Source organism: Gordonia sp. (in: high G+C Gram-positive bacteria) (genome assembly GCF_012515855.1).
Taxonomy (GTDB): domain Bacteria; phylum Actinomycetota; class Actinomycetes; order Mycobacteriales; family Mycobacteriaceae; genus Gordonia.
The window spans coordinates 1-20,870 of the sequence record NZ_JAAYXO010000004.1 but is presented as its reverse complement, the minus strand read 5'-3'; the positions used below and the strand labels follow the sequence as shown (position 1 = coordinate 20,870).

Below are 20,870 nucleotides of genomic sequence, written 5' to 3'. Positions count from 1 at the left end.
TGTCCGTCTCCATTGCGTCGTCGAGGTTCGACACCAGGTCGGTCGACTCGTCGTCGTGCACCACGACCAGCGGAGTGCCGTCGCGATTGGCCTCGACCAGCACCCCGAAACTGTGGTTCAGGGCGTCGCCGGGCTGGTTGTAGTTGATCATCCCGGTGACGGCCCCGAGCTTCACGATCGCGAGCATCGCGATCACGCATTCGGGACTGTTGTGCGCCACCACCGCCACCACGTCGCCTCGGCGGACGCCCTGCGCGGTGAGGACCGCGGCCCAGCGGTTGGCGCGACGATTGCACTCGTCGTAGGTGTAGACGGTGCGCCCGGTGCGGAGGAACGGTTTGTTCGGGTGCTTGGCCGCCGCGTCCGAGAACGCCTTGCCCGCACTCCAGCGCCGGTGCTCATTGAGGTGGATCAGCGACGGTCGTTGGCGGGCGATCACCGGAAGGTCGCGCAAGAGGCCCAGCACCCCGCGTGCCATCGTCGACCACGTGATGTCATCACTGCCGTGCGGCGGCGCTGATGTTGGGTTCACGGATGCTGGGTTCAAAGTGGCTCTCCTGACGCGAATCCTGAAACGGCATGACTGGCTGTAACGACTTGGCCGGTTGTAACGACTTGACTGGCTGAAACGACTTGGCGAATTCGTCTCAGTGTCCAGGAGGCTCAGTATTCCAGGAGACCTTTGGTCACGTGGGTGACTTGGATGTCATTGCTGCCCGAAGCGGGCCGGAGTCCGCCGCCACCGCCAGATGCGACGATCCGCCGGGGCGCGGTTCGCGGGTATTGTCTGGCGTGAAAGTGGCCCCTGTGCAGTGGGCCACATCGGAGTCGGTGGACGGATGAGGTCCGCGGAGAGGTGTGCCTGTGTCGGAGAAGGTTTCGGCGGACGCGATCGTGGTCGGCGGAGGACTGGCAGGTCTGGTCGCGGCGTACGAGCTGACGAAAGCCGGTCGCAAGGTGATCGTCGTCGATCAGGAGAACCGACAGAATCTCGGCGGGCAGGCTTTTTGGTCGCTGGGCGGGCTCTTCCTGGTCGACAGCCCCGAGCAGCGTCGTCTGGGAGTCAAAGACTCCCCGGAACTGGCCCTGCAGGACTGGATGGCCTCGGCGGGCTTCGACCGCGAGGACGAGGACTACTGGCCGCGGCAGTGGGCGCGCGCGTACGTGGAGTTCGCGTCGACCGTCAAGCGGCAGTACCTGCACGACCTCGGACTGCGCTTCACTCCGGTCGTGGGCTGGGCTGAGCGCGGCGGCGGGTTCGCCGACGGCCACGGCAACTCGGTCCCGCGCTTCCACCTCACCTGGGGCACCGGCCCCGAGGTGGTGCGGATCTTCGCCGAGCAGGTCCTCGATGCCGAGAAGCGCGGGCTGGTGACTTTCGCCTTCCGTCATCGCGTCGATGAACTGATCGTCGAAGAGGGCGCAGCGGTCGGCGTCCGCGGGCGCGTCCTGGAGCCGACCGACACCGAGCGCGGCGTGCCGTCGTCGCGGGTCGAGGTCGCGGACTTCGAACTGCGTGCGGGGGCGGTCATCGTCACCTCCGGCGGCATCGGCCACAACCACGGTCTGGTGCGCGAGAACTGGCCCACCGAACGCCTCGGCCCGGCGCCGGAGTTCATGATCTCCGGTGTTCCGGACTACGTCGACGGCCGCATGCTCGGCATCACGGAGGCCGCGGGCGGCAACATCGTCAACCGCGACCGCATGTGGCACTACACCGAGGGCATCCAGAACTGGAATCCCATCTGGTCCGACCACGCCATCCGCATCATTCCGGGGCCGTCGTCGATGTGGCTCGACGCGAACGGCAATCGCCTGCCCGCACCCAACTTCCCGGGGTTCGACACCAACGAGACCATGAAGGCGATCCTCGCCACCGGCTACGACTACTCGTGGTTCGTGCTCACCAAATCGATCATCGAGAAGGAGTTCGCGCTGTCGGGCTCCGAGCAGAACCCCGACATCACCGAGAAGTCACTGAAGGTGGCCGCCAAGAGCCGGTTGGCCAAGGGCATGCCGCCGCCGGTCGAGGCGTTCACCAAGCACGGCGTCGACTTCGTGGTCCGCGACAACCTCGCGGACCTGGTCGCGGGGATGAACGAGATCGGCCGCGGCGGGCACATCGACCTGCAGTCGCTGGAGCGCACCCTGTCGGCGCGCGACAGCCAGGTCGACAACGCGTACTGCAAGGACGCGCAGGTGATGGCGATGCACAACGCGCGGAACTATCTGGGCGACAAGGTGGTCCGCGTCGCGAAGCCGCACAAGATGCTCGACCCGACCCACGGTCCGTTGATCGCCGTCCGTCTCAACATCCTGACGCGCAAGACCCTCGGCGGCTTGGAGACCAACCTCGACTCGCAGGTGATGCACCCCGACGGGACCGCCTTCGACGGCCTCTACGCCGCGGGCGAGGTCGCCGGCTTCGGCGGCGGCGGCGTGCACGGCTACAACGCGCTCGAGGGCACCTTCCTCGGCGGCTGCATCTTCTCCGGCCGCGCCGCGGGCCGCGCGGTCGCGAAGCAAGGTTGATCGGAGCTCAGTCAATCCGCGTAAAAGAGCGAGATCCGCGTAGTTCCTGACTACGCGGATCTCGCTGTCTAACGCGGATGGTTCTCCCGACTACGGCTCCCGGCGGTACCGATCGAAGTCGGGCATGGGGCGGGTCGGATCGGTCGTGTACGGGCTGAACCCGTCTGGATTCGGAGTCTCCGGCGCGCGGAAGGCCTCGGTGTCGGTCACGTCGGCGGGGCTCGCCACCGGCGGCTGCTCGTGCGCGCCGGGAGCGAAGGCCTGCGTCTGCGGTTCCTGCTGGTAGTACGGCGCGGCGGCGTCCGGACTCTGGTACGCGCCGAACGCCTGGGTCTGCGGGTCCTCGGGCAGCGGCGGCAAGACGGTGGTCGCCTGTCCCGGGCCGTCCTCGTAGGGGGAGTAGGGCGCGGCGGCGTGGGCGCCGGGTGCCGGGATCACCGTGGTCTGGGCTTCGGGGGTCTGGGCCTCGGGGGTCGGGGCCTCGGATCCGTTGCCACCGTCGCCCGGGTTCGGGCCGTCGGGGCTCTCGTCGAGCACCTCGCCCGCCGGGCCGCCGTTGTCGCCGCGACGACCGAACCAGACCAGGAGTGCCCAGGCCAGCAGCAGGACCGCGCCGACGATGCCGAGAATGATCGGGACGATGGTGCCGCCCCAGCGCAACTGGCTGAGGTACTTGTCCGCGCGCTCCGCCTGCTGGGCGACGGTCTCGTCGGTCCAGGCGAACTTGCTCTTCATCGCGGTCATGCGGAAGTCGCTGATGGCCTTGGGGGCCTCACCGCTGTCGTCGGGCGACTTGAAGTACTGCTCCTGGTCTTCTTCACCGAAGATGATGGTGCCGGTGGTCGGCTCCACGTACACGTTGCGGACGGCCTTGCCGAAGCGGTGCATCGTGATCATGTCGTTGGACTTGACGCCCTTGCCCTTGATGCCCCACCACTTGGCAGGCATGTTCAGGATGGTGCCGAGCGGGGCCTCGCCTGCCGCATCGGGGAGATCGGAGAGGTTTACCTCGGGGACGTCGGCCTGGAAGTGAAAGGTCTTGACGCCGTCGATGGTCTTCTCGCCGACGAACTTGGCGACCGCGTCCTGGCGCGTGGTGGTGTCGTAGTAGTAGTAGTAATCGCGCTTCTGAACGTCGAAGCCGAACTTGTACTGGAAGCCCTGTCGGTTCTCGAGCTTCACCGACACCTCGTCGATGTTGCCGCCCTCGGGCACCGCGGCCAGCTGCAGCGAGCTGACGTTCCCGTTGGGTGCCGAGCTCTCGCGATCGACCGAGACACGGTCGACGGTGGCGTTCAGCAGGCCGTCGTCGCACTTGCGGTCGGCGTCGTTCGCCGACATCGTCACCTCGGTCTCCTTGCCGCGGGCATCGCGAATACGGTCGATCTGCAGGGTCTGTCCGGACTGCAGGGTGGCCTGAGTGGCGTCGGACGGTTCGATGATCACCGAACGGCGCTGCTGAGTCAGATGTGCGTCGAGCGTCGCGGCCTTGGACTTGGTGACCGAGCAGCGATCGAAGATGACGGCGGGGAAACGATCGCCTGCGTCGCCGTCGCTCGGGACGCTGGTTGCGAGAGAGGTGATGTCCAGGTCCAGCGGGACCACCTTCAGCTTCGGCACCAGGTAGGTCGGAATGGCGATGGCCGCGACGATGCACGCGACGCCGAGGAAGGCTAGCAGTGCCAGCGCGGCACGTTTCATATCCGGTCGTCTCCTAGTTCGGTCGGGCGTGCGGTCTGGGATTCCGAAGGCTGGGATTCCGGGGCCGGGCGGCCCGCGGTGCCGCGTGCGCGACGATCGCGCTCGGCTTCCTTCATGATTCCCGCCATGTAGCCGTAGATCTCACGATCGGAGATGGCCTTCCATCGCGGAGCCAGCAGCTTCATGTACTTCTCTACATACAACAGTTGTTTTCCGACGAGCACCAACTCCCGCGGAAGCCGCGCGTCGTGCGCTTTCGCGACAGCCGCCAGCTGTCGTCCGAGGTCGGTGTACGACATCGACGCCATCTCGGTGGTCGAGAGGGGTGCTGCGACCTTCTTGATGTCCGCGGCGCCAGCGGCGGTGGATCCGGGATTGTGGACGGCGCCCAACAGGAAGATCGCGCGCCCGGCGGAGTCGTAGTCCTGCTTCACGATCAGGTCGACCACCAACTGCCGCAGAATGCGCCGGGTCCGGGCGTCGAAGCGGCCGACGATCCCGAAGTCGAGCATCACCAGTTTGCCGTCGGCGTCGACCAAGACGTTGCCCGCGTGCAGGTCGCCGTGGAACAGCCCGCCGTGAAACGCGGAGTCGAGCAGCGACAGCAGGAGATTGCGGCACAGGGCTTCTCCGTCGTGACCGGCGGCGCGGACGGCTCGGGCGTCGTCGATGCGGGTGGCGTAGATGCGCTCCATCGTCATCACGCGTGCGGTGGTCAGGTGGTCGTAGACGGCGGGCACCCGGACGCGATCGCCGAACGGTCCGGGCTGCAGGCACTCGAACCACTCGGCCATCGTCGCGGCCTCGTTGCGGAAGTCGAGTTCGGAGTCGAGGCCGTCGGCGAAGTCTTCCACCACGTGGCGGGCGCTCAACATGCGTCCGTAATCGGAGATCTCGACCAGACCGGCCAACCGCTCCAGGATCGCGACATCCGGTGCCAGGCGTCCGGCGATGCCTGGACGCTGAATCTTGACCACCACCTCTTCGCCGGTCGGCAGCGTGGCCGTGTGCACCTGAGCAATGGACGCCGACGCGATCGGTGTCATGTCGAACTGAGCGAAGACCTCTTCGGGCTCGGCGCCGAGCTCTTCGACGAACACCTGTCGGATGGCGTTCGGGTCGGCGGGGGCCACTTGGTCGAGCAGGGTCTCGAACTCGTCGGCCATGGTCTTGCCGAAGACTCCGGGGCTCGAGGCGATCAGCTGACCGAGTTTCACGTACGTGGGGCCGAGCTGCTCGAACGTGCGCCGTACCTCGTGGGCGACGGTCGCGGTTCCAGGCCGTTTGCCGCGGAGCAGTCCGGTGACGGAGCTGGTCACGAAGCGGCCGACACCGACCGCGGTGTGGCCCGCAGTGCTCGCAAAACGGGAGGCCTCGGTGACCGCAGAGACGCGAGGCAGGCTGTCGCGGGCCTCGTCGCTGTCGTCGTTCTGTCTGGTCGTCACCATTCGCCGAGTGTAGTGGACCGCCGGTCGCGAACCCGGGTGGCAGACAGGCGTTTGGTGGGCCGCGAGACCCGCTGCGGGGTGAGTGAGGTGGGCCACTGGCGCCGCCCGGCAGGAGCGGCGTACTCTCAACGCACGTTTTCGATTGTTAGTCGATAACTGTTGGGAGAAGTCATGGGCGAGGTGATCCGCAGCGATCTGGTGGTGGTCGGCGCAGGTGTGGCGGGGCTGACCGCGGCGCTGGTGGCCGCTGCCGACGGGTTGTCGGTGACGGTGCTGACCAAAGGCCGGGCGTGGGAGGCCTCCGGCGGCGAACAGTCGACGTCGACCTTCTACGCGCAGGGCGGCATCGCCGTGGTGGAGCCTGACAACCCCGAGGACTCCGTCGCACTCCACCTGGCTGACACCCTCGCTGCCGGTGCTGGGCTCACCGACCCGCTCGCCACCGAGCCGATCCTGGCCGACGGCTGGGAGGCCGTCGCGCAGCTGGTCGGCTGGGGCGCGGACTTCGACACCGGCTCCGACGGCCGCTTCCTGCGCACCCGCGAGGGCGGGCACAGCGTGCGCCGCATCATCCACGCGGGCGGCGATGCCACCGGTGCGCGCGTGCAACAGGCACTCGCCACCGCGGTCGCACAGTCGCCGGTCCGCGTGCTCGACGACGCCGTGGCGACGCAGGTCCTGCTCGCCGACGGTCGTGCCGCAGGCCTGGAGTTCGTCAGCGGCGGCGTGCGCGGTGTGGTTCGAGCCGCCTCGGTGTTGATCGCCACCGGCGGCATGGGGCACGTGTACTCCGCGACCACCAACCCGGCCGGATCCACCGGCGACGGCATCGCGCTGGCCCTGCGCGCGGGAGCGGAGGTGGCCGATCTCGAGTTCATCCAGTTCCACCCCACCATGCTGTACGTGCCGGGTGCGCACGGTCGTCGCACGCTGGTCAGCGAAGCCGTGCGCGGCGAGGGCGGCATCCTGGTCGATACCGACGGCGATTCGGTGACGGCCGGGGTGCATCCGCTGGGCGACCTCGCACCGCGCGATGTGGTCGCGCGCGCGGTGACCGCGGCCATGCGACGCACCGGCTCGCCGCACGTCTGGCTCGACCTCTCACCGGTGCCCGACTTCGCGCGTCGTTTCCCGACGGTCACCGCGGGTGTGCGCGCCTCGGGCCTGGACATCGACGATCTACGACTGCCGGTGGTGCCCGGCGCGCACTACCTGTGCGGCGGGGTGGTGACCGACGGAGACGGTCGGACCAGCGTCCCGGGCCTGTTCGCGGCGGGCGAGGTGGCGCGGACCGGTCTGCACGGCGCCAATCGGCTGGCGTCCAACAGCCTCCTCGAAGGGCTGGTGATGGGCCGCGCGACGGCCCGCGCCGTCGCATCGGAGCCGGGTGTCCGCGGCGACGTCGACCGCCCGAAGCTCAGCGAGCTGCCCGCGTGCGACCGCGCCGAGCTGCAGGACGCGATGTCGGCCAACGGGGCGCTCGACCGCACCGCGGACGGTCTCGACGAGGTGGCGGCGCTGCTCGAGGGTGCGCCCGCCCGGCGGTTGGCGACGGTGGCCGACATCGAGGACGCCAACCTCACGCTGGCCGCGCGCGCGGTGGTCGCCGCGGCGCGGGCACGCGAGGAATCGCGGGGCTGTCACTATCGGGCCGATTTCCCCCAGGTCGACGAGGTCGGTCGGTCGCACCGTTTCCGTTTGGTCGAAGGGCAGATGGTGGCCGGCGTTCTCGTCGACTGACTCGCGATCGTGTCGCTTGTGGGTTCGAGGATGCCTCGGGTCTGGTGAGTGTCGGACCGTCTCCGTAGACTCAGCCCAACAGGGGACTTCAACGGAAAGGCGTCGGAATGCGCAGTGGCGGTTGCTGGTCGTCGGTTGTCGCCACCGCGCATGAGCGCGCCGCACTGCGTTTGACCGTCGAACACGACTGGCTGGTGGCCTGCGTGTTGCCCGAGGGGCACGACGGCGCGCACGGTTCCGACGGCGCTCAGCAGCATGTCGGCCGCCGCCGCTGGCTGATGTGGGGCGACTACGCGCGCGGGGCCCAGAACCTGTCGGACGAGTTCGAGTGTCCGGCCCAGGCCCTCGACGGCGCCCCCTGCCTGTACTTCGGCGGGCACGGTGGGCCGCATCGGTACGCCGCGCCGGTCGGGCAGGACTTTCCGGCCGCGCAGTCGCAGTCGCGCCATGCGGACACCGGGGGCTTCGCGATGCCCGCCATCCCGCAAGAACCGGTCGCGTCGACCCCACCACCGGTGGTACCCGTGGCTGCAACACCGCCGCCTGAGGTCAGCCCGATGCGGATGCCGCCCGCGTTGCCTCCGGAAGACACGACCACCACGCTGTCGGCGCTCGACGACCTCTTCTCGGGGATGCCGAGCCTCAAGGGCATGCCATCGACCGACATGCTGGCGTTCCCGCCCGGCAGCTTCGATTCCCCTGCGCCCGCGTGGCCGGACTCGCGCGGCGAGTATGTCGCCGAGCACCACCTCGAGCGCCCGACCGAACGTGAGACGACGGTGTCCGGGCCCAATCGGTTCGAGCCGTCCCGGCACTCCCCGATGGACGCGGTCGCCGACGCCGACGTGGTGCCGGTCCGCGGGCGCCGGCGCAAGGATCGTCAGGATCGGGACGCGTCGCAGTGGCTCGAGGTGCGTCCGGGGACGGAGGCGGTGCTCACCACGCCGTTGATTCGCGTGATCTCGTCGAACTCCGATCCGGTACGGATGGGAGTCCCGAGCGCGCGACGACCGCTTCGCAGTCAGCTCGACCTCGAGTCGATGACCTCGGTGGTCGACGATGTCGTCGCCCAGTTGCGCGGCCTGCCCGAAACGCACCGGAACGGCGCGATCTCGGCGGCACTGGACGATGTCACGCAGTCGCTTGCGCGGCTGTCGGAGGCGATGAAGTCTCACTGACGTTCTCGCCGAACGCATGAGTCGACGATCTCGGTGGCGCTCGTCACCCATTCTGATACCCCTAGGGGGTAGACAGCAGGTCGATTTCGGCGTACAACTGAATCCGGGATACCCAATGGGGGTATCAAAGGAGGCGAGATGGCTACCGACGAACCAGCCGTGGACCATGGCCATGCCGGTCACGGCTACCTGGCGGAGAAAGACAAGTTCATCCGCCGACTCAAGCTGATCGAGGGTCAGGCCCGAGGCCTGCAGCGGATGGTCGAGGAAGAGACCTACTGCATCGACATCCTGACCCAGGTCTCGGCGATGACCAAGGCCCTCGAATCCGTCGGGCTCGGTCTGCTGCACGACCACATGAATCACTGCGTGGTCGAGGCCGCCCGCGAAAGCGACGAGGCCGCCGCAGCCAAGGTCGACGAGGCGATGAAGGCCATCACCCGTCTGGTGAAGTCCTGACCCGCCGTCGCCCCTGACACCCGCTTCCACACCCGATTTCGCTACCCGTCTACTGAGGAGTACAGAGCAATGAGCGCAACCACCACCATCACCGTCACCGGCATGACCTGCGGACACTGCGCAGCGTCGGTGCGCGAGGAGATCTCCGAGATCGCAGGCGTGCAGCAGGTGGACGTCGACGTGGCCAGCGGCCGTGTGGACATCACCAGCGACGCTCCGCTCGATTCGGCCGTCGTCGGCGCTGCAGTCGCCGAAGCCGGCTACCAGGTCCAGTGACCGCACTGTCGAGGCCCGGCGTACGGATCGCCGGATTCGTCGCGGGCCTCGCGGTGGTCTTCGGTGTCCTCTTCGGCATCGGCCAGGCCGTCGGACCGTGGGACGACGACCCGCAGCCGACACACGGGCATTCCACTGAACACGATCAGGGAGGTGCGCACGGATGACTCAATCGATCGCCGATCGTGAACTCGATCTCGAACTCATCGGCATGACCTGCGCCTCGTGCGCCAACCGCATCGAGCGCAAGCTCAACAAACTCGACGGCGTCACCGCCACCGTCAATTACGCCACCGAGCAGGCTCACGTCGAGTACGACGACGGTGTGACGCCCGACTCGCTGGTCGAGGCGGTGCGGGCTGCGGGCTACGACGCGACACCGGTGGTCCCGCCGTCGCCGACGCCCGTCGTCACGGACGACGAGGACCCGGCACCGTCGCGCGCCGAGATCGAACTCGCTGAACTCCGCCAACGACTGCTGGTCTCCGCGGCACTCACCATCCCGGTGATCGTGCTCGCGATGGTCCCCGCGTGGCAGTTCACCTACTGGCAGTGGCTGTCGTTGACGCTGGCCGCGCCGGTCGTCGTCTGGGGCGCCCTGCCGTTCCACCGCGCGGCGCTGGCCACCGCCCGGCACGGCACCACCACGATGGACACCCTCATCTCGATCGGCACGCTGGCCGCCTTCGGCTGGTCGATCTATGCGCTGTTCTGGGGCACCGCCGGGATTCCCGGCATGACCCACGGCTTCGACTTGATCGCTTCGCGGGGCGACGGCGCAGGCAACATCTACCTGGAGGCCGCGGCGGGAGTCACCACGTTCCTGCTGGCGGGTCGCTACTTCGAGAAGCGGTCCAAGCTGCGGGCCGGTGATGCCCTGCGGGCACTGGCCGAGGTCGGTGCCAAGGACGTCACCGTCCTGCGCGACGGCCGCGAAGTGACCGTGCCGATCGGCGAGCTGCAGGTCGGGGAACGCTTTGTGGTGCGTCCCGGCGAGAAGATCGCGACGGACGGCGTCGTGGTCTCGGGCGCCTCTGCGGTCGATCAGTCGATGATCACTGGCGAGTCGATCCCGGTCGAGGTCACCGAGGGCGACACCGTGGTCGGCGGCACCGTCAACGCGCAGGGCCGTCTGGAGGTCGAGGCCAAGGCCGTCGGCTCCGACACCGCGCTGGCGCACATGGCCAAGATGGTCGCCGATGCCCAGGCCGGGAAGGCACAGGTTCAGCGCCTGGCCGACCGCGTCTCATCGGTCTTCGTGCCGGTCGTCATCGCGATCGCCGTCGGCGTCCTCGGATTCTGGCTCGGCGTCGGCGGCGGCATCACCGTCGCGCTCACCGCAGCCGTCTCCGTGCTTGTCATCGCCTGCCCGTGCGCACTCGGACTCGCGACGCCCACCGCACTGATGGTCGGCACCGGTCGCGGCGCCCAGCTCGGCATTCTGCTGAAGGGCCCCGAGGTGCTGGAGTCGACGCGTCGCGTCGACACCGTGACCCTCGACAAGACCGGCACCGTCACCACCGGCGAGATGTCGGTGACCGAGGTGATCGCGGCCGACGGCGTCGACGAGGCCGACCTGCTGGCGCGTGCCGCGGCGGTCGAGGCCAACTCGGAGCACCCGATCGGCAAGGCCGTGGTCCGACGTGCCGCTGACCTGGGTATCGAACTCCCGCTGACCGCGGAGTTCCGCAACCTGGCCGGTGCGGGCGTCACCGCCTTCATCGACGGCCTCCGGGTCACGGTGACCGGTCCGCGCGACGTGCCGGTTCCGCTCGACGAGCAGATGCGCAAGCGCATCGCGGAGGCGTCGGACGCGGGTGCCACGCCCGTCGTCGTGACCTACCTCGACGCCGTCGCCGGGGTGATCGTCGTGTCCGACACGGTGAAGCCGACGTCGGCGGCCGCGATCGCCGAACTCAAGCGGATGGGGCTGCGCCCGGTCCTGCTGACCGGCGACAACGAAGGCGCCGCCCGCCACGTCGCGGCGCAGGTCGGCATCGACCAGGTGATCGCCGATGTGACGCCCGAGGGCAAGGTCGCGGCGATCGCGAAGCTGCAGGAATCGGGCCGAGTGGTGGCGATGGTCGGCGACGGTGTCAACGACGCCGCCGCGTTGGCCTCGGCCGATCTGGGCCTGGCGATGGGAACCGGCACCGATGTCGCGATCGAAGCGGGCGACCTCACGCTGGTCAGCGGTGACCTCTGGGCGGTGGTCGACGCGATCGCGCTGTCGCGCAAGACGTTGGCCACCATCAAGGGCAACCTGTTCTGGGCGTTCGCCTACAACGTCGCGGCGTTGCCGCTGGCGGCGGCGGCGCTGTTGAACCCGATGATGGCCGGTCTGGCCATGGCGTTGTCGTCGGCGTTCGTGGTCGCCAACAGCCTGCGCCTGCGCGGGTTCCGGTCCAAGCGGAGCAGCATGACCAAGGCGGGTTGATACCCGTGGGACCGAAGGTCCCGGGACGGACGGCGTTAAGGCGTGCCGTACGCCGCAAAGGTGCAATAACGCCCGTGATGCTCGGATTGCATCACTCGGCGTGAAGTCCGAACCTGCTGCGGCGGTCGAGCCGTCCGACGCCGTCCGTCCATCTGGCAAGGACTGGGGTGCGCTGGTCGTCCTGTCGATCGGCCTCGGCCTGATCGTCCTCGACGGAACAATCGTCAGCGTCTCCCTGCCCGTCATCATCCGCGACCTCCACCTGGACCTGACCGACGCGCAGTGGGTCAGCAGCCTCTACGCGGTGGTCCTGGCCGCGATCCTGTTGGTGACCGGTCGGCTCGCCGACCGCTGGGGCCGTCGTCTGCTGTTCGTGATCGGCCTGTGCATCTTCATGGTGGGCAGCGGATTCGCGGCCGCGAGCGACAGTGCCACCGCACTGATCGCGGCCCGCGCGATCCAGGCCGTCGGCGCCAGCGCGATCATGCCGTCGACCCTCTCGACCGTCAACGCGATCTTCCGCGGCAAGTACCGCGCCGCGGCGTTCGGTGTCTGGGGCGCCGTCATCTCCGGCGCGGCCGCCGTCGGCCCGCTGGCCGGTGGCGCGCTGACCCAGTACGCGAGCTGGCGCTGGATCTTCCTGGTCAACATCCCCATCGGCATCATCCTGCTGGTCGTCACCATGTTCACCGTCCGCGAGACCCGCGGCGGCGTGGAAGGTCGCGGCGCGGACGTCGGCGGCGCACTGCTCAGTGCCATCGGTTTCGGTGCACTGGTGTTCGCGGTGATCGAAGGGCCGACGCTGGGCTGGTGGAAGGCCATCGGCGAGCTTCGAGTGTTCGGCCTGACGTGGTCGACCGACGCGGCGATCTCGATCGTTCCGGTGATGATCGCGATCGCGGTCGTGACCCTGGTGGTGTTCTGGATTCGCGAGAAGCGGCGGATCTCCACCAACAAGTCGGCGATCCTCGACGTGCGCCTGTTCTCGCTGCCGACCTTCGCGTGGGGCAACGTCACCGCAGGCACGGTGGCCATCGCCGAGTTCGCTGTTCTCTTCGTTCTGCCGCTGTACCTGGTCAACGCGCTCGGCCTCGACGTCATGGAAGCAGGCTGGATCCTGGCCGCGATGGCGCTCGGCGCGTTCTTCTCCGGAGCGATGGCCCGGCACGTGGCTGCACTCGTGGGCTCTGCGGGCACCGTGCTGGTCGGTCTGGCGCTGGAGTTGATCGGTGCCGGCGTGATCGCCGGAATCATCTCGGGCAACTCGTCGGCGTGGATCATCGCGATCCCGCTGGTGATCTACGGCCTCGGTATGGGTTTGGCCTCGGCGCAGCTGACCGGCATGGTGCTGCGCGACGTGCCGATGGACGAGTCCGGTCAGGGATCGGCCACCCAGAGCACGGTGCGTCAGGTGGGCTCCGCCCTCGGTACCGCCGTGTCGGGCGCCGCGCTGTCGCTGGCTCTGGTGAACGTCCTGCCGAAGACCCTCGGCAGTGCCGGGGTGCACGGCCCGGAGGCGGATTCGCTGGCCGAGGCCACCCGCAGCAGTGCGGGCGGTGCGATCACCGGTGTTCGGGAGGAGGGGTCCACCGAACTCGCGGACGCGCTCAGCGACGGGTTCGCCGACGCTACCAGCATCTCGATCTGGGTCGCGGTGGTCTGCCTGGCCATCGGCCTGGTCGGTGCCGCTCGCGTGTGGTGGGTTTCGCGACTGCAACCGACCGATATCGAAGCCGATCGCGACGGAGACGCCGATGCCGAAGTGGAGGCCGAAGTCTGAAACGACAACTGAATCTCTGCCCCGACCGATTGTCCGGGCGGGGCAGAGTTCTTATCCCGGACCGGCCTGAACTATTCAGGCGTCCCGAACCTAAGCTGGCTTTGGTGACCCTTTCCTTGCTGGTCAGGGCTGTTTGACTGGCCTAGAATTGACCACTGTCGACGAACGTCTCGTCGTGGATTTCTGTGAAGGAGCGAACAATGAAGATGTCCGAAGATCTCGAAGTTGGATTCGGCCGGCAGATCACTCGCGAATTCGGCTCGGCAATGCTTTACCGTCAGTTGGCGATCGAGCTCGAATTGCGCGATCTGCCCGGAATGGCCTCATGGATGCGTGCGCATGCCACAGAAGAACTGGGACATGCGGATCGGTTGATCGCGCACCTCGTCGCCCGCGGCAACCACCCGTTGATCGGCGACATCACGGTCCCGTCCATCAAGGCCGACAACGTCACGGAGCTCTTCGAGATCGCCCTCGAAGCCGAGCAGGAGATCTCCGAGGCGATTCGCGAGCTGTACCGCCTCGCCGAGGAGCAGGGCGACATCGACTCGCGTCCCACCATCGACTGGTTCATCAGCGAGCAGATCGAAGAGGAGGACACGGTCGGCGAGATCGTCGGCCGCCTTCGGATGGTCGAAGAGGACGGGTCGGGTCTGCTGCGTATCGACGCCGAGCTGGCGTCGTCCGGCGCCTGATCTTTTCCTACGCACAGTCGCCGACGAAGCGGCCTGACGGAGTTCTTCTCCGGCGGGCCGCTTCGTCGTCAGCGCGCGCCGTGAGGAATCACTAGAACACGTTCTAATTCTGGTCTAGGCTGTCCAGCATGAGCGGACTCGACCTTCCGGAAATTGTCAACGCCTCCGATGTCACGGACTACACGGACACCGTCGACGTCTTGGTGATCGGCGCAGGCATCGGCGGCTGCTGCGCCGCAGCCGAAGCCGCGTCGACCGGCGCATCGGTGCTGGTGCTGGAGCGGTCGGCGGCCGCGGGTGCGACCACCTGCATGGCAGGCGGGCACTTCTACCTCGGCGGCGGCACGGCGGTGCAGCAAGCGACGGGCCACGACGACAACCCGGAGGAGATGGCCAAGTACCTCACCGCGGTGTCGCTGGACCCCGAGCCGGAGAAGATCAAGGCCTACTGCGACGACAGTGTCGACCACTTCAATTGGCTTGAAGCGCTGGGCTTCGAGTTCGAGCGCTCGTACTACCCGGAGAAGGCGGTCATCCAGCCGCAGACCCAGGGATTGATGTACACCGGCAACGAGAAGGTGTGGCCGTTCAAGGACCAGGCGGCCCCGGCGCCGCGCGGGCACAAGGTTCCGGTCCCGGGTGACACCGGCGGCGCGGGCATGGTGATCGAGCTCCTGGTGAAGCGACTCGGCGAGTTGAGCGTCGAGATCCGCTACGAGGTCGGCGCGCGCAAGCTGGTGGTCGACGAGACCTCCGGCGATGTCGTCGGCGTCTACTGGAAGGACGGCCCGAAGGACGGTTTCATCAAGGCCGGGTCGGTCGTGATCGCCGCCGGCGGCTACGTGATGAATCCCGACATGGTGGCGAAGTACGTGCCGCAGCTGGCCGAGAAGCCGTTCACTCTCGGCAACACCTTCGACGACGGCCTCGGGATTCGCATGGGCGCCTCCGTCGGCGCCGCCCTCAAGCACATGGATCAGGCCTTCATCACCGCACCGGTGTACCCGCCGTCGATCCTGCTGACCGGACTCGCGGTCAACAAGGAGGGCAAGCGGTTCGTCGCCGAAGACTCCTATCATTCCCGGACTTCGGGTTTCGTGATGGACCAGACCGATCGCGCCGCCTACCTCATCGTCGACGAAGCGCACATGCAGCGGCCGGACTTCCCGCTCGCGCCGTTCATCGACGGTTGGGAGACGGTCGAGGAGATGGCCGACGGGCTGGGCCTGGATCGTCAGGCCCTCAAGGCCACCTTGGACCGGTACAACGAGTACGCCGACAAGGGGGAGGACCCGGACTTCCACAAGAGCGCGGAGTTCCTGGCGCCGCAGGACACCGGGCCCTGGGCCGCCTTCGACATGAGCCTCGGAAAAGCGCTCTACGCGGGCTTTACCGTGGGCGGAATGGCGACCTCGGTGGACGGTCAGGTGCTTGCCGAGGACGGCACGCCGATCGTCGGGCTCTATGCGGCCGGCGCGTGCGCCGCGAACCTCGCGCAGGACGGAAAGGGCTACGCCAGTGGCACCCAGCTCGGCGAGGGGTCGTACTTCGGCCGCCGCGCGGGACTGCATGCCGCACGCTCTGTCAAGGTTTAAAGGCATTGTTACCGGTCGGTAAGTGACGTAGGTTACCGCGTCTCGGGACCCGTCGGGGTGCGTGCTAAGTTCATGCCACGTTTTCCATCAGCAGGATCGGCCGTGGCCTCCTGCAGCGTGTCGCGCGAGTTCGATGAAGCACTGGCCGGCCTCAGGCATGACGCCCGTACACCCCGGCGGGCTACTTCCTGACGTCATACAGATGCGGTGTCGAGTGATCGTGCGCCGCGTCTCTGTAAGACAAGGTGAAGCTATGAGTGTGGGAGAGGCAGCGACATGTTGATCGGCATCCCCCGGGAATCAAAGGCGGGCGAGACTCTCGTCGCCGCGACCGGTAAGACGGTCGCACAACTGCAGTCGCTCGGCTACGACGTGGTCGTCGAAGCCGGTGCGGGCGATCGCGCGGAGCAGCCGGATGCTGCGTTCACCGCAGCGGACGCGCGGATCGGTTCGGTCGACGAGGTGTGGGGCGCGGACGTCGTCGTGAAGGTCAATGCACCGACCGACGAAGAGATCGCGCGGATGCGCCGCGGTGCCGTCCTCATTTCGATGATGGCTCCGGGTCGCAACCCCGAACTGCTCGAGAAGCTGACGACCGCGGGCGTCACCGCACTCGCCATGGATGCCGTGCCGCGCATCTCGCGTGCCCAGTCGATGGACGTGCTGTCGTCGATGGCCAACGTCGCCGGCTACCGCGCAGTCGTCGAGGCCGCGCACGAGTTCGGTCGGATGTTCACCGGTCAGGTGACCGCTGCGGGCAAGATCCCGCCGGCTCGCGTCTTCGTGGTCGGCGCCGGTGTGGCCGGTCTGGCCGCCATCGGTGCCGCGTCGGCGATGGGCGCCGTGGTGCGTGCGTTCGACGTGCGTCCCGAGGTCGCCGAGCAGGTCCAGTCGATGGGCGCGGAGTTCGTGCAGGTCGACTTCGAGGCGGAGAAGTCCGAGGACGGCTACGCCAAGGAGATGACGGCCGAGCAGGAGGCTGCGACTGCGTCGATGTACGACGAGGAAGCACGCGCTGCCGACATCGTCATCACCACCGCCCAGATCCCGGGTCGTGCGGCGCCGCGCCTGCTCAGCGAAGAGACTGTCGCGGGCATGAAGCACGGATCGGTGATCGTCGACATGGCGGCGTCGAGCGGCGGCAACGCTGCCGGTGCCGTGGCCGATGAGAAGGTCGTCACCGAGGGCGGCGTGACCATTCTCGGTTACACCGACCTCGCCGGTCGTCTGGCCGCTCAGACCTCGCAGCTGTACGGCACCAACATCGTCAACCTGCTCAAGCTGTTGACGCCGGAGAAGAACGGCGAGCTGACGCTCGACATGGACGACATCGTCCAGCGCGGCATCACCGTCACCCGTGACGGCGAGGGCATGTGGCCGCCGCCGCCGGTGCAGGTCTCGGCTGCTCCGAAGGCCGCTGCCGCGGAACCGGCTCCGGTCGCCGAGCCCAAGCCGCCGATGTCGGCGGGCAAGAAGATCGGCTTGGTGCTCCTGGGCATCGTCGCCTTCTTCCTGGTCAACGCGTTCGCTCCGGGCGACATCCCGCAGCACTTCACGGTGCTGATGCTGGCGATCGTGATCGGTTACTACGTGATCGGGAACGTCGCGCACGCCCTGCACACGCCGCTGATGTCGGTCACCAACGCCATCTCGGGTGTCGTGGTGGTGGGTGCGATCCTGCAGTCGGCCACCACCAATGTCACCGTTCTGGTGCTGTCGACCATCGCGATCCTGGTCGCGTCCATCAACGTGTTCGGTGGCTTCGCTGTCACCCGTCGCATGCTGGCGATGTTCAGCAAGGGGGCCTGACGCATCATGACTATTGAATCCATGACTTTCGCGGCGTACATCGTCGCCTCGCTGCTGTTCATCCTGTCACTGGCGGGCCTGAGCAAGCACGAGTCCGCCAAGAGCGGTCTCACCTACGGCATGGTCGGCATGGCCATCGCGCTGGTCGCGACCATCACCATGATGGTCAAGGACCTCGATCACCTCGAGTTCGCGGGCGCCTCCTTCAACAAGTGGCTGCCGATCGGTCTGTTGATCGGCGCGATCGTGATCGGCGCGCTGATCGGTTTCTGGCGCGCCAAGGTCGTCGAGATGACCGGCATGCCCGAGCTCATCGCGCTGCTGCACTCGTTCGTCGGTTTCGCCGCGGTGCTCATCGGCTGGAACGGTGCCATCACCGGTGTCCACGCCAGCCCCGAGGACGCTGATTACGGTGCGCTGGTCGGCATTCACGCCGCAGAGGTCGCGATCGGCATCTTCATCGGTGCGGTGACCCTGACCGGTTCGATCGTCGCCAACCTCAAGCTGTCGGCCAAGATGAAGTCCGCGCCGCTGATGCTGCCGGGCAAGAACTTCATCAACGTCGGTTCGCTGGTGATCTTCGTGATCCTGACCGCGTTCTACGTCGCTCGCGACGTCAAGGACGACACGACGGGCTACATCCTGCTGGGCGTCATCACCGCGCTGGCGCTGTTCCTCGGTTGGCACCTGGTGGCCTCGATCGGCGGCGGCGACATGCCGGTCGTCATCTCGATGCTCAACTCGTACTCCGGTTGGGCCGCGGCCGCGTCGGGCTTCTTGCTCGGCAACGACCTGCTCATCGTCACCGGTGCGCTGGTCGGCTCCTCGGGTGCCTACCTGAGTTACATCATGTGCAAGGCCATGAACCGGTCGTTCATCTCGGTCATCGCCGGCGGTTTCGGCATCGAGGCGCCCGCCACCGATGACACCGACTACGGCGAGCATCGCGAGATCAAGGCCGATGCCGCAGCCGAGTTGCTGGCGGGAGCCAAGTCGGTCGTCATCACCCCGGGTTACGGCATGGCTGTGGCCCAGGCGCAGTACCCGGTGGCCGATCTGACCGCCAAGCTGCGCGCCAAGGGCATCGAGGTCCGCTTCGGTATCCACCCGGTCGCCGGTCGTCTGCCCGGGCACATGAACGTGCTGCTGGCCGAGGCCAAGCTGCCGTACGACATCGTCCTCGAGCTCGACGAGATCAACGACGACTTCGACGAGACCGACGTCGTTCTGGTGATCGGTGCCAATGACACGGTGAACCCGGCTGCCGCCGAGGATCCGTCGTCGCCGATCGCAGGCATGCCGGTTCTCGAGGTCTGGAACGCCAAGGACGTCATCGTCTTCAAGCGTTCGATGGCCGCCGGTTACGCCGGTGTCCAGAACCCGCTGTTCTTCCGCGAGAACACGCAGATGCTGTTCGGTGACGCGAAGGACCGCGTCGAGGACATCATCGCCGCGCTGTAATCACCCCGCGCAGACGTGAAGGGCCGCACACCGGAAGGTGTGCGGCCTTTCTCGTTGTTGTGCTTTCTACGGTGGTCGAGTAGGCCGAGGCGCTAGCCGAGGGTGTATCGAGGCCGGTGTGTCCGTGGGTCTCGATTCGTGCGCGGCTCGCTGCGCTCGCGTGCGGCACTCGGCCTTTCTACGGTGGTCGAGTAGGCCGAGGCGCTAGCCTCGAAATTTCATCGGGGTGACGTCCCGGCCTGTGCGGTTTCGGTTTGATGGCTGCGCGCTGATTATGTCTGTCGGGTGCGACAAGGTGGCCGAGCGTCGGGGCGTCCGGGTTTCACATCACCGGAAGAGCTGGTTCTTTCATCTCGTGAGGTCAGGGCTCGGCTGCCGGGTCAGCCGGGTGTCGGGTAGGCGGTCAGGCGCTCGAGACCGGCGGCGAGCAGGCCGCTCCACGGGTGTTGTTGGTCGTAGCGAAGCCGGAGCCTGCGGGCGTGACGGGTCAGGCGCGCCGCGGTCGCAAACAGTCGCGTGCGGAGTTTCTTGGGTTCCCAGAGACGGGCGGCGGTGCCGGCCAATGCGAGCATTTGGGTCCAGGCGAGCAGATCGCACGCCAACTCGATCACGGCGAGCCAGATCTGATTTTGCGCGAACCCTGTGAGTGGAAAGTTGGTCAGGCCAGTGTCTTTCGCGATCCGAGTACGGTCTTCGCAGCGAGCCCGCCGTCGGTGGCGGACCTCCAGATCGGCGAGCTGGCCGCTGGTGGTGTTGGTGGCGAACGCGACCAGGCGCCACCCGTTGCGGTCGGTGATCCGCAGTTGAGCACCCGGATGCGGCTTCTCACGGCGGACGATGACCCGCATCCCGGCCGGCCACCCCGACAGGTCCAGGACGCCGGTCAGTTCGGCGACGTCAGCGTTCTTGCGGGGTACACCGTCGGGGTCGTAGGCCGGGGTCCATGCCTTCTTCGGCAACTGGTCGATGAGGTGACCCATGGTCTCGTTTAGTCCGAAGCCGACCGAATACGACAGTCGTCGACGGTTCAGGAAGGCGAGGAAGTCGTGGGTGCCGCCGGCCGAATCGGTGCGGATCAGGATCGAGCGTCCCGGCCGCGACCCGGTGCCCGGGATCTGGTTGAGGATCTTCTTGGTCAGCGTGATGTGGTCGGCGGCGGTGTTGGAACCGGCGTTGCCGGGTCGCAGGATCGCGGCGGCGGCCTCACCAGTGCCTTCGGGTCCGTGGTCGATGAATGCCATCAATGGATGAAAGCCGAAGCCGCGCTTATAGGTTGGTTTGGCTTGTTCTTTCTCCGAGTGGGCGGTCACCAGTGTTGCGTCGATGTCGATGATCAACGGCTTCTTCGCTGACCGACCCTGATCGGGCGCGTGATCGGCGGCCAGGGACCACACCTGCTGCCGGGCAGTGGCGCGGGCGGCCCGGATCGCGTTCACCGCTTGCTCGGGATCGGCTGCGAGGGTGGTGATCAGGCGTGAGACCGTCGGCTCGGAGGCCACCGGACCGAATACATCGGGGCGACCGCGGACCATGCTGATGTCAGCCAAACAATCACCGCCGACGACCAGACTGGTGGCCAGATCCAGGATGATCTTCGCTGGATCGTGGGTGGCGAGGGGTCTACGCCACGGCGCGAGCGCAGTCCGGAGCGCGGCGGTGAGGCCGGAAGTTTCGGCGGTGCGGGTGGCCAGGACGGTGCCGCCGTGGGTGAGGATGCCGCTGCCGTCTGCGGTGGCCTGAATGTGTGGGTAGAACACGG

The 20,870-nt window shown here is 67.4% G+C and carries 16 protein-coding genes; 12 read left to right on the top strand and 4 right to left on the bottom strand.

The window, feature by feature from the left end; all coding sequences use genetic code 11:
* Nucleotides 1-532: AMP-binding protein (locus tag GX543_RS00285; RefSeq protein WP_290849034.1), on the bottom strand; the 532-nt coding region annotated here is incomplete at its 3' end.
* A gap of 332 nt (nt 533-864) precedes the next feature.
* Between GX543_RS00285 and GX543_RS00280 the strand changes: the two genes are divergently transcribed.
* Nucleotides 865-2,532: an FAD-binding dehydrogenase gene (locus GX543_RS00280; protein WP_290849033.1), complete on the top strand. Its 1,668-nt coding sequence runs from the start codon at nt 865-867 to the stop codon at nt 2,530-2,532.
* Nucleotides 2,533-2,622: 90 nt separating this feature from the next.
* Here the strand turns inward: GX543_RS00280 and GX543_RS00275 are convergent, their stop codons facing one another.
* A complete protein-coding gene (locus GX543_RS00275; protein ID WP_290849032.1) occupies nt 2,623-4,233 on the bottom strand; it encodes a porin PorA family protein in 1,611 nt (536 codons plus the stop codon).
* Nucleotides 4,230-5,681 (bottom strand): AarF/UbiB family protein, encoded by a 1,452-nt coding sequence (locus GX543_RS00270; protein WP_290849031.1) that lies wholly within the window; start codon nt 5,679-5,681, stop codon nt 4,230-4,232. The genes GX543_RS00275 and GX543_RS00270 overlap by 4 nt, the downstream gene beginning before the upstream one ends.
* Nucleotides 5,682-5,852: 171 nt before the next feature.
* On the opposite strand from GX543_RS00270, the gene nadB reads away from it, so the two are divergent.
* The 11 genes from nadB to pntB all read left to right on the top strand — a co-directional run bounded on the left by nadB (nt 5,853) and on the right by pntB (nt 19,111).
* A complete protein-coding gene (gene nadB, locus GX543_RS00265; RefSeq protein ID WP_290849030.1) occupies nt 5,853-7,421 on the top strand; it encodes an L-aspartate oxidase in 1,569 nt (522 codons plus the stop codon).
* A gap of 107 nt (nt 7,422-7,528) precedes the next feature.
* Entirely contained in the window at nt 7,529-8,599 is a 1,071-nt protein-coding gene (locus GX543_RS00260) for a hypothetical protein (protein WP_290849029.1), read from the top strand.
* Nucleotides 8,600-8,737: 138 nt separating this feature from the next.
* Nucleotides 8,738-9,058 (top strand): metal-sensitive transcriptional regulator, encoded by a 321-nt coding sequence (locus tag GX543_RS00255; RefSeq protein ID WP_290849028.1) that lies wholly within the window; start codon nt 8,738-8,740, stop codon nt 9,056-9,058.
* A gap of 69 nt (nt 9,059-9,127) precedes the next feature.
* On the top strand, nt 9,128-9,334 hold the full coding sequence (locus GX543_RS00250) for a heavy-metal-associated domain-containing protein (RefSeq protein WP_290849027.1): 207 nt from the start codon (nt 9,128-9,130) through the stop codon (nt 9,332-9,334).
* Nucleotides 9,331-9,501, top strand: coding sequence for a hypothetical protein (locus GX543_RS00245; RefSeq protein WP_290849026.1), 171 nt, complete (start codon nt 9,331-9,333; stop codon nt 9,499-9,501). The genes GX543_RS00250 and GX543_RS00245 overlap by 4 nt, the downstream gene beginning before the upstream one ends.
* On the top strand, nt 9,498-11,771 hold the full coding sequence (locus tag GX543_RS00240) for a cation-translocating P-type ATPase (protein WP_290849025.1): 2,274 nt from the start codon (nt 9,498-9,500) through the stop codon (nt 11,769-11,771). Before GX543_RS00245 ends, GX543_RS00240 begins: the two co-directional genes overlap by 4 nt.
* A gap of 100 nt (nt 11,772-11,871) precedes the next feature.
* On the top strand, nt 11,872-13,551 hold the full coding sequence (locus GX543_RS00235) for an MFS transporter (RefSeq protein ID WP_290849024.1): 1,680 nt from the start codon (nt 11,872-11,874) through the stop codon (nt 13,549-13,551).
* 200 nt (nt 13,552-13,751) lie between these two features.
* A complete protein-coding gene (locus GX543_RS00230; protein WP_290849023.1) occupies nt 13,752-14,246 on the top strand; it encodes a ferritin in 495 nt (164 codons plus the stop codon).
* Nucleotides 14,247-14,374: 128 nt separating this feature from the next.
* On the top strand, nt 14,375-15,841 hold the full coding sequence (locus tag GX543_RS00225; protein WP_290849022.1) for an FAD-binding protein: 1,467 nt from the start codon (nt 14,375-14,377) through the stop codon (nt 15,839-15,841).
* Nucleotides 15,842-16,117: 276 nt separating this feature from the next.
* Nucleotides 16,118-17,650, top strand: a complete 1,533-nt coding sequence (locus GX543_RS00220; protein WP_290849021.1) for a Re/Si-specific NAD(P)(+) transhydrogenase subunit alpha — start codon at nt 16,118-16,120, stop codon at nt 17,648-17,650.
* Nucleotides 17,651-17,656: 6 nt separating this feature from the next.
* Nucleotides 17,657-19,111: a Re/Si-specific NAD(P)(+) transhydrogenase subunit beta gene (gene pntB, locus GX543_RS00215; RefSeq protein WP_290849020.1), complete on the top strand. Its 1,455-nt coding sequence runs from the start codon at nt 17,657-17,659 to the stop codon at nt 19,109-19,111.
* 380 nt (nt 19,112-19,491) lie between these two features.
* Here the strand turns inward: pntB and GX543_RS00210 are convergent, their stop codons facing one another.
* Nucleotides 19,492-20,868: an IS1380 family transposase gene (locus GX543_RS00210; RefSeq protein WP_290849019.1), complete on the bottom strand. Its 1,377-nt coding sequence runs from the start codon at nt 20,866-20,868 to the stop codon at nt 19,492-19,494.
* Nucleotides 20,869-20,870 lie beyond the last annotated feature (2 nt).